Source organism: Pedobacter sp. (assembly GCF_037719805.1).
Classification (GTDB): Bacteria; Bacteroidota; Bacteroidia; order Sphingobacteriales; family Sphingobacteriaceae; genus Pedobacter.
On the sequence record NZ_JBBJLZ010000002.1, the window covers coordinates 410,791 to 424,147 of the forward strand.

Below are 13,357 nucleotides of genomic sequence, written 5' to 3' on the forward strand. Positions count from 1 at the left end.
GAAATATTACTTCATACTTCCAACGTTGAAGTCAATCGCTGACGGTGGCGCAGCACTAGCAACATTAACTCCCCAAGTTTTATTAGGCCGGTCGCCCATAATCAATTTTATCATACCCCCATTCAACAGATCGTTATGTGTAAACCATGGCTTTAACAGGGGCTTGCCGTTTAGCGTTGCACTTTGAATGTAGACGTTCTCTTTTGAATTGTTTAAGGCTTTGATGGTAAACTTTTTACCAGAGGGTAGATTGATCGTGGCTTGCGTAAACACCGGACTCCCAATATTATATACAGGGATTCCAGGTGTGATAGGAAAAAAGCCCATCATGGAAAATACGACAAATGCAGTCATCCCTCCTCCGTCTTCATCACCAGGAATACCGAACAAGTTGTCCGTGTACCAGGTATCCAACAACATCCTAATCCTCTTTTGCGTTTTCCATGGGGCACCAGTATAGTTGTATAAGTAAGGGATATGGAAACTAGGCTCATTGCCCATTACAAATTGTCCGACTAACCCAGAAGCGTCAGGCTGTGTCTTCCAAAAAGCGAACTTGGAATTACCAAGGTCTTCTCTGAACAATTGATCTAGCTTTTCCTCCGGTTTTTCCCTTCCACCCATCAGGTTAAACAGACCTTTGAAATCGTGCTTCACCACCCAGTTATAGGTATAAGCATTATTTTCTGTGAAGAATTCGCGACCAGCTGCTTTTGGATCCATATTATCTATCCAATTGCCATTTTTATCTTTCGCCCACATGAACCCTTTATCTTTTCTATAGACGTTTTCATAGTTTTTCGACCTTTTTAGGAAGAGATTTTCATCCTCTCTTTTACCTAATACTGCCGCTAACTGAGCGATATTCCAATCACTGAAACTGTTTTCAAGCGTGACAGATACCGACTGGCGCTTTTCCCAAACGTTCTCTACCTGAGGGACAGTCTCGGCTTCTCCATACGGAAGAGCGGGCATGTAACCTTTCGCATTGTAAAAAGAATCCAGAACGGTTAGTGGTCCGTTGTTCCATGGAAGTAGGGTTGCCTGTAGGGAGTTCTTTTTTAGACCTTCGTAAGCAGTGTTCAGATCGAAATTGCGAATACCTTTATAGTAAGCATCTGCAAACCAGGATGCAGCATGGTTGCCAGTCATAGCGGGCCAGTCTCCAAAGATCGTGGCAAATGCGGGAATAGAACCACCCTGCTTGTACATGGTAATGTAAGAGCTAATCTTGTCCGCTTCCTTTGCTGGATTGAGTATCATGTGCAAAGGCTCAAGGGCAATGTAAGTATCCCAAATCCAATTGTCTACAAAAAACGGCTTATTGCTTTCGTGGATTTGGTGATCATAAGCACTATAATATCTTCCATATTCATTGATGTCCACCATACGCTCGTAACTTCTGTAAAGCGACGTATAGAAAACGCGTTTCTGTGCTGTTGTTCCTCCTTCCACATTGATCTGAGACAAGACTTTGTCCCACGCTCCATGCGCATTCGCTTTCAGCTTTTGAAAGTCCCAGGCAGGTATTTCTTTCTGCAGATTTAATTTCGCTTGTTCAATGCTGATGTATGAAATCCCGTATTTGAAGCTCAATTCCTTACCACCGGTTTTAAGTAGCAACTGCTTTTTATTGTCTGGTGTACGATAAATCGCCTCCTGAATATCAGTACTCGTCTCTGCATAAAAGTAAGCCTTCATACCCCTGAATATTTCTGTTCCGCTAATGAATCTATCTCCCGAAAACAATATGCTGCCATCCTCATTAAATATTCCCATTCTCAGGTAATGAGGCTGGTGATTTTGGAATCTGACTTTAAAATATCCTGATTTCTTAGAAGGCACGAACTCAATGATAGTACTTTCGGCTCCTAATTCAGATTTATAGTAGTATGGGCTAAGGGATTCATGGTTATAGACCTCTTTTTTATCCCATATCTCATTATTAACTGTACCGCTGACCGGCATGAATTGAAAAAGAGATACGATTCTGTGAGATGCAACAGTCAAGGGAAAGAAACTGATCTGATCATCCAATGCATCTCTTCTAACCGGAAATACCCGGATCATATGGTTGGGAAGCTGAACAGTTGGACGGGTCGGTTCAAGAATAAGGCCCACTCCGCCTATGGACGGATCAACAAAAGAAAGGTTTGATGGAGTTGATTTGGGCTTAGCGCTTTGTCCAAAAACACTACCCATTAGAGCTAATGCCGCAAAAAGAGTTGTCAGTGATTTTTTCAAGTGGTATTTCGTTAGGTGATAAAAACACACAAACCAAACATAAATAAAAGTACTTGTATATACAAGATATATTATCAGACGGATAGTTACAACTGTCTGAACCAGGGGCAGAAACGTACTGACTGCATTATTGTTTGTAGAAATAATGTTTAAATCTTAGATAATTACTAACAAATAATAAAAAACACTTTGAATATATATTCACATTCGTATTTTTACAACAATTCCGTAGAAAAACTGAACAAAAACTTTATTTTCAATAAATATTCAAACAAATAAATGAAAAGCTTAAGGACAATTGCATTAAAAGAAGCGCAATCAAGGATTTCTCCAGAGGTTAAGTCGCCATCGACGAAAATCTCTGATTTTTTTGGCGCTAATGTTTTTGATAAGAAAAAAATGAAAGATTTCTTATCAAAGGAGGTTTACAATAAACTTGTTTCAGCCATTGATAACGGTGAATTGATCAACCAGGAAGACGCTAACCATATTGCAACTGCGATCAAAAGCTGGGCAATGGGAAAAGGCGCAACGCACTACACGCACTGGTTCCAACCATTAACAGGTACTACTGCTGAGAAACATGATTCCTTTTTTGAACCTAGCAGTGATGGTCCGATCGAAGTATTTGCGGGTAGCGCTTTAGTTCAGCAAGAGCCAGATGCTTCTAGTTTTCCGAACGGAGGTATCCGTAATACTTTTGAAGCTCGTGGTTACACGGCCTGGGATCCTTCATCACCAGCATTCATTATGGAAAGCGCAGCTGGTAAAACACTTTGCATTCCGACAGTTTTCGTTTCTTACACTGGCGAAGCATTAGATTATAAAGCTCCTTTATTAAAAGCATTAAATGCTATGGATAAAGCTGCTGTTGATGTTTGTCAGTTTTTCGATAAAAGCATTACCAAAGTAAATGCCTCTTTAGGTATCGAGCAAGAGTATTTCTTAGTAGATCTTGCGTTATATAATGCTCGTCCAGATTTAGTAATGACTGGCCGTACTTTATTCGGACACATGTCTGCTAAAGGACAGCAATTGGAAGATCATTATTTTGGATCTATCCCTGAGCGTGTATTCAGCTACATGGTTGACTTTGAAAATGAGGCCTTAAAATTAGGTATACCTTTAAAAACGAGACATAATGAAGTTGCTCCGATGCAATTTGAGTGTGCTCCTATTTACGAAGAAATCAACTTAGCGATCGATCATAACCAATTGTTAATGGATTTGATGGAGAAAGTTGCATTAAGACATAAATTCAAAGTGTTATTGCACGAGAAACCATATGCTGGAATTAATGGATCAGGTAAACACAACAACTGGTCACTAATTACTGATACAGGAAAAAACCTTTTGGCTCCAGGTAAAACGCCTAAAAACAACCTGATGTTCTTAGCATTCTTTGTGAACACAGTCAAGGCCGTTCATGAGCATGCAGATTTATTAAGAGCGTCAATTGCTTCAGTAAGCAACGATCACCGTTTAGGTGCCAACGAAGCTCCACCAGCGATCATCTCTATCTTCCTTGGTCAGCAATTGAACGAGGTATTAGATGAGATTGAGCACTCACGTATCAGCAAGAAAGTTAAAGAAGACAATGCATTGTGGTTAGGTATTCCTAAGATTCCACAAATCTTGTTGGACAATACAGATCGTAATCGTACTTCTCCATTTGCCTTTACTGGTAACAAATTTGAGTTAAGAGCGGTAGGTTCTTCTGCCAACTCATCAGCACCAATGACAGTTTTAAACGCAATCGTTGCTGATCAATTGGTTAAGTTTAAAGTTGACGTTGATAAATTGATCAAGAAAGGTGAGAAGAAAGATGTCGCTCTTTTAACGGTGATCAAAAAATACATTAAAGAATCTAAAGACATTCGTTTCGAAGGAAATGGATATAGCCAGGAGTGGGCAGACGAAGCGGAAAAACGCGGATTGTCTAATATTAAAACCACTCCAGTTGCGTTAGATGCTTATGTAAGTAATAAATCTACTGAGCTGTTCACTAAAACGAACATCTTCAGCAAACGTGAACTTCACGCCCGTCATGAGATCTTGTTAGAGAACTATTATAAAAAGCTACAAATTGAGGCGAGAGTAATGGGTGAAGTAACGCATAGCATGATCATACCTGCTGCGATCGCTTACCAAAATACCTTGATACAAAATGCAAAAGGATTAAAAGATCTTGGGCTTAGCGAAGAAGCGTTAGCAACTCCTTTATCAATCATCAACAAAATTTCCGAGCATTTAGGCGTTGTTAAAACCAGCATTGATACCATGTTAGAGGCACGCAAAGTGACCAACAACATTGAAGATACTCGTGAGAAAGCAATCAGTTATGATGAGCAGGTGAAATCTTACTTTGACACCATCCGTTACCATACAGATAAATTAGAGCAAATCGTTGACGATAGCGTTTGGCCTTTACCTAAATTTAGAGAGTTGTTATTCTTAAAATAAACTCACCATCTAAATAAAACAAGCTTTTTGATAACCCCTGCTTTCACAGCAGGGGTTATTTTTTGCACCAAATAGACCCTCCGAATTGTAGAATTCAGGTGTTTCCCTATCTTTGCAACACATGAGTGATAACAGGTATAATCAACGCGGCGTTTCTGCATCAAAAGAGGATGTACACCAGGCAATTAAGAACATTGACAAAGGTATTTTTCCTCAGGCATTCTGTAAGATCATTCCTGATATTTTAGGTGGGGATGATGCATTCTGTAACATTATGCATGCTGACGGTGCCGGCACAAAATCCTCATTGGCTTACGTGTACTGGAAAGAAACTGGCGACATCTCTGTTTGGAGAGGTATTGCACAAGACGCAATCATCATGAACATAGATGATTTAATCTGTGTTGGTGCTACTGATAACATCCTTCTATCGTCCACGATTGGCAGAAATAAGAACCTGATTCCAGGCGAAGTTATCGCTGCCATAATTAACGGTACGGAAGAGATACTAGCCGAACTGCGTTCCCAAGGCATCTCCATTTATTCTACCGGTGGTGAAACAGCCGACGTAGGTGACTTGGTAAGAACGATAATTGTAGACTCTACTGTTACTTGTCGCCTTGAACGCGATAAAATCATTAGCAATGACAAAATTCAGGCGGGAGACGTTATTGTAGGCCTATCCTCAAGCGGACAGGCTAGTTATGAAAGCGAATACAATGGTGGCATGGGTTCTAATGGATTAACCTCTGCTAGACATGACGTCTTCGATAAATCAGTTGCAGCAGCATTCCCTGAAAGTTTTGATCCTGCCGTTCCATATGACCTAGTATTTTCGGGAGGTAAGAAACTGACAGATCTTGTTGAAATAGATCCAGAAGGAACGACAGTGACTGCTGGGAAGCTTGTATTGTCCCCGACCCGCACTTATGCTCCTGTAATAAAAAAAATATTAGAAGGCTTTCGTTCTCAGATCCATGGTATTGTTCATTGCAGTGGTGGTGCCCAGACAAAAGTGCTTCACTTTGTAAATGATAATGTCCACATCATAAAAGATAATTTGTTTCCAATCCCTCCTCTTTTTAAGCTGATTCAAGAACAATCCGGTACAGACTGGAAAGAGATGTATAGAGTTTTCAATATGGGCCACAGAATGGAGCTATATGTTCCTGCGGAAATCGCGGATTCAATCATTGAGATCTCGAAGAGCTTTAATATTGATGCAAAAATTATCGGCAGAGTCGAATCTTCTGGCAAAAAGCAAGTTACCATTATTACAGAAAACGGTGAGTTCGTATATAATTAGGATACTTACTTGACTTTCTTTTTCATTGCCTGCGCAATAGCTTTTTCGACTAATGGCTCCATTATCGCATAACCAGCCTTTGTAGGGTGTATACCATCGTAAGCAAGATTTACGGGCAAACCGTTTCTTTCATCTTTCATTGCAGAAAAGTAATCCAGATATACCAGCTTATTTGCAACAGCGTATTCTTTTATCCAATTATTTAATGCAATTACCTTATTTGCTGGTTCCATCCGCGGCTTCCAGGGAAAGTCAAAGGCAGGAAGTACAGAGGACAATACCACACTTATTTTGTTCGCCTTAGCTATCTCAGCCATCGCAGCGATATTGTCTTCGATCATTTCCAACGTTGATGGTCCGGTATTACCAGCAATGTCATTAATGCCGCAAAGTAAAACGACAACCTTTGGCTTTAGGTTCACCACGTCCTGATGAAAACGAATTAGCATTTGTGGAGTCGTCTGTCCACTTATCCCCCTGTTAACATAAGGCCTGCCGTTAAAAAATTCCGGAGAGGTATTTTTCCAACCTTCAGTAATTGAATTACCCATAAACACGACCCGCTTTTCATTAGGAGCAGGTGCGGCTAGCTTAGCATTTTCCTCCTGAAAACGTTTCAAATTTGGCCAGTCTTGCGCTTTAGCAGATTGACTGCACAAGCATAATGCGGCTCCTACTAGCCATTTGTTAGCTGATATTTTCATTAGTATATTCCGTTCAAAAGTAAAACCGAGTTAGTTCTTAGTGATGCTTTACTTTATAGTATTTGTATCCGAAAAGAAAGATCACAAAATAGCAAATCATTGGTGTATAATAGGCCTGAGCAACACTGTAATTATCTGCGACATAGCCCATCACAAATGGAAAGAATGCTCCACCTACAACGCCCATTGATATAAATGACGCTGCTTGTTGTGTGTGCTTACCTAAATTTTTTAGACCCAAGCTAAAAATGGTCGGAAACATAATACTAAAGAAGAAATTAATCATGAGTAAGGCTACAAACGATACCATTCCAAAACCTTGAGCCACAATGACGCACATAATAATATTTCCCAGGGCGAAAGCCGCAAGTAACTTATTAGGAGCAATATAACGCATTACAAACGTACCGATGATACGGCCTGCCAGCATCATTCCCATGAAAAAGCCACCCATATAGTAGGACGCTTTTGAAGATTCTAATCCGATGATCTCATGCGAGTAATTGATGAAAAATGCCCATGTACCCGCCTGAGCTGCAACATTAAAGAACTGAGCAATTACCGCCCACACAAAGTGCTTGTGACTAAAAAGGCCTTTCTCAGGAGCAAGATCCACATTTACTGCAGCTTCATCAGTTGAAGTCACTACATGTGGATCCGTTAATTCCGGCACCTTAACGAATGAAAACGAGATAGCGACAACCAGTATAACTGCACCGATCACCGCGTAAAGCACTTTCACAGAAGTAAGATCTGTACTGCCTTCAACATTATTACTCAATAGAAAATAGCCTCCAATGATTGGGCCCAGCATCGTGCCAACTGCATTAAACGTCTGTGCAAAGTTAATCCGTAAATCACTGGTGCGTTGGTCACCTAAAGAAGCAACAAAAGGGTGTGCAACTGTTTCTAACGTAGATAACCCGCAACCTACGATAAACAATGCAACCGCAAAAAAGGCAAATGACGAGACATTTGCAGCAGGTATGAATAGAAAAGCCCCGGCCGCAAATAGTGAGAGACCTAGTAGTACGCCTTTTTTATAACCAAATCTTTTCATGAACAGGCCTGCCGGAATTCCCATTATGCCATAAGCACCAAAAACTGCAAACTGAACAAAGGCGGATTGTGTTTTGGACAAACTCATCGTCTGCTGAAAGTGCTTATTCAATACGTCTGCCATAGTAATGGCAATCCCCCAAAACATAAATAATGAGGTAACGAAAATGATGGTTACAAGGAATTTCTTGTCCGTGAAAGCGGGCTTAGTGGCTAAATCGTTCATGATTGATTATAAATATTTGGTTGACCTTTTATAAAACTATAAGGTAAATATAACCGTTTGTCCCGGTTTTGTATTAAAATCGTAAAGTAATGTTTCCTTTACACCAGTTGGTTTCAGTTTAGCCTTCTCTGAGATAATAGGCTTAGGGGTTTCATTGACTGCGTAGAATGGATTTGGGTTGTCGCCTACAGCCGGAACCAGCTTACCTTTCAAAGAACTCGATACCCGTATTCTGCATTTCCCACCCAAATTTGACTTAATTACCAGCTTAGTCACTTTGCCATTACGCCAGGTCAGGTTTGCGATCTCAAAACCGCCTCTTGCTCTTAATCCGCTTACACTTCCCTCCGACCAGACATCCGGCAAAGCAGGAAGTAAATGAATGTCACCATCGTAACTTTGCATTAGCATTTCTGCAATGCCTGCAGTGCATCCAAAATTACCATCTATTTGAAATGGCGGATGTGCATCAAAAAGATTAGGATATGTCCCTCCGGATTCTGAACGATTCGTAGCTGGGCTTAACTGATCTGTTAACAGCTTATAAGCATGGTTTCCATCAAGAAAGCGCGCCCATAAGTTAACTTTCCAACCCATCGACCAGCCGGTAGAAACATCACCCCTATATAATAATGAAGTCCTGGCAGCGTCAAATAATTCCGGCGTACGATATGGAGATATTTCCCCCGAAGGGAATACACCATACAAATGAGAAACATGCCGATGCTTATCAGCCGGATTATCCAGATCAAGCATCCATTCCTGCAGCTGGTTATGTTGACCAATCTGCATAGGCGGAAGTCGTTTTCTCAGTCCTTTAAGTTTTTCTACAAATTCAGCATCTTTCCCTAATACTGCTGCAGCACGGATCATATTTGAGAACAGCTCGAATACAATCTGATTATCCATCGTCGTTCCTGCCTGCGTAGACTTACCCTTGGCAACTGCAGGTGCATTCTCCGGAGAATTCGAAGGGGCTACTACAAGCCACCTATGACTAGGCTCTTCTGTCAAGAAATCGGCATAAAACTGTGCTGATCCTTTCAATGCATCATACACAGAAGCCAGGTACTTTTTATCGCCGCTATACAGGTACTTATCCCATAGATGTCTGCTTAACCATGCACCACCCATAGGCCACATGCCCGAATATACGCCATCGACGTGACCGGTAATCCTCCACAAATCTGTATTGTGATGGGCAACCCAGCCATTCGACCCATACATTACTTTAGCGGTCTCTCTACCTGTCCCAGAAAGCTCCTGAACCATTTTAATTAAAGGCTCATGCATTTCTGTAAGATTGGTGGACTCCGCAGGCCAGTAATTCATTTCTGTATTGATATTGATGGTGTACTTACTGCCCCAGGGCGGGTTCATTTTGTCATTCCAGATGCCCTGAAGATTGGCCGGTTGCCCTCCTGGCTGTGAAGAAGAAATTAACAGATACCGTCCAAACTGAAAGTAAAGACTCGCCAACGACGGATCTCCACCCTTTGCAAAGTTCGCAATCCTGACATCTGTCGGTTGTTTTACCGCAGCGCTGGTGCCCAGATCTAACTTGACACGGTAAAATAATTTCCGGTAAGCCGCGATATGACTACTCTTAAGTAGTCCATAGTTCTTTGAAACTGCTTTGTAAAGATAATCAGCTGCGCGTTTCTTTTCATCACCAGATAAATCTTGATAGTTATTAAAGTTAGTTGCAATTGAAATGAGCAACGTCGCAGAATTAGCACCTTTTACTTCTACTGAGCTGTCTTCCGCATTGACCTTTCCTCCGTCGGTGGTCACTCGTACGATTGAGTTAAACTTAACCGCGCCTTTGATACCATCTTTATCTCCCGAGATCCCATTTAGTACCAGCTCATTCCCTTTACGGGTGGACAGCTGGACTTTCTGATTGCTTTCCATACCCACAGAGAAGTTTAATTGCCCTGGTTTAGTTGCGGTGATTCGCAGTGCAATTACCTGATCAGTCAGTGAGGCAAATATCTCTCTGGTAAACGTAACCCCATCAACTGTATAACTCGTTTTTGCAACCGCTTTATCAATATCAAGGTCCCGATAATAGTTAATGTAACGCTCATGCCCAGGAAATAGAATTTTAAGATTACCCAATAACTGGTAATTCATCCCGTTAATTCGGGACTCTACATTTGGTGCAGCAAGATCACTAGCTTTCCCATATTCACCGGCGAATAGTAATCTTCTTATTTCCGGAAGTGCAGCCAATGCCTTCGGATTGTCATTCCTGTTAGGTCCGCCAGACCAGATAGTGCTCTCGTTTAGCTTGATCAATTCGGATGCAGGATTTCCGTACACCATGCCCGCGATGCGGCCATTGCCAATGGGCAGCGCCGCTTCCCAAACTTTATCAGCAGGTTTATCATACCACAGTTTCAGGTCCCCATTTAATGGGGACCTGGACTGCGAAAAACTGCTGAAAACAATCAATGTTAGCGACATCAAGGAGACGATCCTTTTCATGCCGCGTTTATATGTACCTGTTGGTTAAGTTTTCAAGATACTCCTGACGACCGCTTATAGTTGCTGGCTCACCTTGTTCAATTGCATAATCGCGTAACTGCTCAAGTGTTAATCCACCATCTGTAAATTCTTTACCTTTTCCTGTATCAAAAGAAGCATAGCGATCGGTTCTGATTTTTTTGTAATCAGATTTCTCTAAGATCTCATGAGCGATAATCAAGGCGCGTGCGAAAAGATCCATACCGCCAACATGTGCATAAAAAAGATCTGCGGGATCCGTAGAGTTTCTGCGGATTTTAGCATCAAAATTAATACCGCCACCTTGTAATCCACCTGCTTCAATGATGATTAACATAGATTCAACCAGTTCATTGATGTTGTTAGGAAATTGATCTGTATCCCAACCGTTTTGTGTATCGCCACGATTTGCATCTATTGAACCAAGTAAACCTGCATCTGCAGCAACTTGCAACTCATGTTGGAAAGTATGGCCTGCAAGTGTCGCATGGTTAACTTCAAGATTAAGCTTGAAATCATCCATTAAATCATATCTCTGTAAGAAACCTAATACTGTTGCCGCGTCGTAATCGTATTGATGTTTCGTTGGCTCACAAGGTTTAGGCTCAATAAAGAAGGTGCCTTTAAAGCCATTTTTGCGCGCATAATCTTTCGATGCATGTAGAAATTTCGCAAAATTTTCCTGTTCACGCTTCATATTCGTGTTTAGAAGCGACATATAGCCTTCTCTTCCACCCCAGAATACATAATTTTCACCGCCCAGCGCAATAGTAGCATCTATGGCTGCTTTTACCTGTGCTGCACCATGAGCCAGAACATGAAAGTCTGGATTAGTGGCAGCACCGTTCATGTATCTCGGGTTTGAAAACAAGTTAGCAGTTCCCCATAACAGTTTCACTCCAGTAGCTGCTTGTTTTTCTTTAGCATAGTCAACAAGAGCTTGCAGCCTGCGGTCGTTTTCCCTGATATCGGTTCCATAATCTACCAGATCCAAATCATGGAAACAATAGTAAGGAAGGTCCATTTTAGTCAGGAACTCAAATGCAGCATCCATCTTATCTTTAGCGCGTTCTACCGGATCAGACTTCACATCCCATGCAAAATTGTGGGTAGGTGCACCGAATGGATCGGCACCGTTTCCGCAGAACGAATGCCAATAGGCACCGGCAAAGCGCAGATGATCTTTCAATGTTTTACCTGCAACAACCCGCTCCGGGTCGTAATAACGGAATGCTAGTGGATTATCGCTTCCAGGTCCTTCAAATTTTACCTGTTGGATTCCTTTAAAAAATTCGTTCTCTGAATGAAGTGCTGACATAGTACAATGGTTGATATGTGTTTAAAATTTATGTTAATTTGACAACTGGCTAACTAAAATAGTTTTCCAATCCTGATAATAATCTTCTAGCGAAACTGATGATGGCTCTACGACCTTTAATGTTTTTTTATAACTGAAAGCTTCACTCGCCGAGGCATAAATTCCTGCGCCAATTCCAGCTCCGATCGCAGCGCCATAGCTGCCATCACTTTCATGCAACTCCACAGGTACTCCGGTAATATCTACAAACGATTGTGTAAAAACCTCACTTAGAAATAAATTCGATTGTCCGGCCCGTATTATTGAAGGCTGCATGCCGTTCTCTCTTAAAATATCTAATCCGTATCTGAATGAAAAGGCAATTCCTTCCTGAACCGCGCGGAATATATGTCCACTTGTATGCAAGTTCAGGTCTATGTTGCGAAGGTGAGCACCAGCAATCTTATTATTTAACATCCGCTCTGCTCCGTTTCCAAATGGCAAAACTCTCAGTCCTTCACTTCCAGGCTGGATAGCGGAGGCTGATTTATTCATTTCAGAATAACTCAACGCTGAACCAGCCAGTGTTTTAGTCCATCTGTTCATGCTTCCTGTGCCATTGATACAGAGTAAAACCCCTAAACGCTGCTTTTCAATGCTGTGGTTCACATGAGCGAATGTATTTACACGCGACTGCTGATCACACAACAATTGGTCGGTGACCCCATAAATGACTCCTGATGTTCCGGCTGTGGCTGCAACTTCGCCTGGCTCGGTAACATTTAATGACAACGCGTTATTAGGCTGGTCACCCGATTTATAAGATACCGGAATACCTGCCTTCAAGCCTAGTAATGCAGCGATGGAGTTTGATAAATGTCCATGAGCAGAGAATACCGGATTGATTGTTGGTATGATAGCCTCGTCAAAACCGTAATAGTTCATCACATCTTTTGAAAGTTCATTTTCTTTAAAGTCCCAGAAGATCCCCTCAGAAAGGGCAGATATACTCGTCGTTACATCGCCTGTCAACTTAAACGCGATATAATCGCCCGGAAGCATTACTTTCGAAATCTTAGCATAGTTCTCTGGCTCATTGGCTTTGACCCAGGCAAGTTTAGACGCAGTAAAATTACCAGGTGAATTGAGTAAATGTTCAAGCGCGCGTTCCGAACCAATGGCTGTCATTGCCTGATCTCCGGTTTCAACGGCACGACTATCACACCATATGATGCTGTTCCTCAAGCTTTTGCCATTTTCGTCGATGATCACCAACCCATGCATTTGGTAAGCGATACCGATTGCAGCGATATCTGCCGGGTTGTACTTCCGCTGTCGATTACATCTATCGATAGCTTTTTGAACGTGTTCCCACCACATATCTGGATTTTGTTCAGCCCAGCCATGTTTTAAAGTAAGGATTTCTGTCTCTGTATCTGGATATTGAGCCGTCGCTATAATGCTACTATTAGCAGCATCAACAACGGAGACCTTAATGGATGATGTACCTACATCGATTCCTAGTAGCAGCATGTATTTCTTTTTATTAT

Annotated in this window: 8 protein-coding genes; 2 read left to right on the top strand and 6 right to left on the bottom strand. The window is 41.6% G+C overall.

The annotated features are described in order from the left end of the window. Positions 1-6: 6 nt before the first annotated feature. Entirely contained in the window at positions 7-2,244 is a 2,238-nt protein-coding gene (locus tag WKF66_RS06990; protein ID WP_489673708.1) for a GH92 family glycosyl hydrolase, read from the bottom strand. 279 nt (positions 2,245-2,523) lie between these two features. On the opposite strand from WKF66_RS06990, the gene WKF66_RS06995 reads away from it, so the two are divergent. Both WKF66_RS06995 and WKF66_RS07000 read left to right on the top strand, forming a co-directional pair. Then, positions 2,524-4,707 carry a glutamine synthetase III family protein gene (locus WKF66_RS06995; RefSeq protein WP_489673709.1) on the top strand — a complete coding sequence of 728 codons (2,184 nt, stop codon included), beginning with the start codon at positions 2,524-2,526 and terminating at the stop codon, positions 4,705-4,707. Between the two features lie 121 nt (positions 4,708-4,828). Beyond that, positions 4,829-6,013 (top strand): AIR synthase related protein, encoded by a 1,185-nt coding sequence (locus tag WKF66_RS07000; protein WP_489673710.1) that lies wholly within the window; start codon positions 4,829-4,831, stop codon positions 6,011-6,013. A gap of 5 nt (positions 6,014-6,018) precedes the next feature. On the opposite strand, the gene WKF66_RS07005 is transcribed toward WKF66_RS07000, so the two are convergent. Genes WKF66_RS07005 through WKF66_RS07025 form a run of 5 tightly spaced genes read right to left on the bottom strand, consistent with a single transcriptional unit; the run spans position 6,019 to position 13,340 of the window. Continuing rightward, a complete protein-coding gene (locus WKF66_RS07005) occupies positions 6,019-6,717 on the bottom strand; it encodes an SGNH/GDSL hydrolase family protein (RefSeq protein ID WP_489673711.1) in 699 nt (232 codons plus the stop codon). A 37-nt stretch (positions 6,718-6,754) separates the two neighbouring features. Then, positions 6,755-8,002 (bottom strand): sugar MFS transporter, encoded by a 1,248-nt coding sequence (locus WKF66_RS07010; RefSeq protein WP_489673712.1) that lies wholly within the window; start codon positions 8,000-8,002, stop codon positions 6,755-6,757. Between the two features lie 36 nt (positions 8,003-8,038). Then, the gene (locus WKF66_RS07015) at positions 8,039-10,492 is read right to left on the bottom strand and encodes a glycoside hydrolase family 95 protein (RefSeq protein ID WP_489673713.1); all 2,454 of its coding nucleotides are present in this window, start codon (positions 10,490-10,492) and stop codon (positions 8,039-8,041) included. A 7-nt stretch (positions 10,493-10,499) separates the two neighbouring features. Further along, the gene (xylA, locus tag WKF66_RS07020; RefSeq protein ID WP_489673714.1) at positions 10,500-11,828 is read right to left on the bottom strand and encodes a xylose isomerase; all 1,329 of its coding nucleotides are present in this window, start codon (positions 11,826-11,828) and stop codon (positions 10,500-10,502) included. Positions 11,829-11,861: 33 nt separating this feature from the next. Beyond that, a complete protein-coding gene (locus WKF66_RS07025) occupies positions 11,862-13,340 on the bottom strand; it encodes a xylulokinase (protein WP_489673715.1) in 1,479 nt (492 codons plus the stop codon). Positions 13,341-13,357 lie beyond the last annotated feature (17 nt).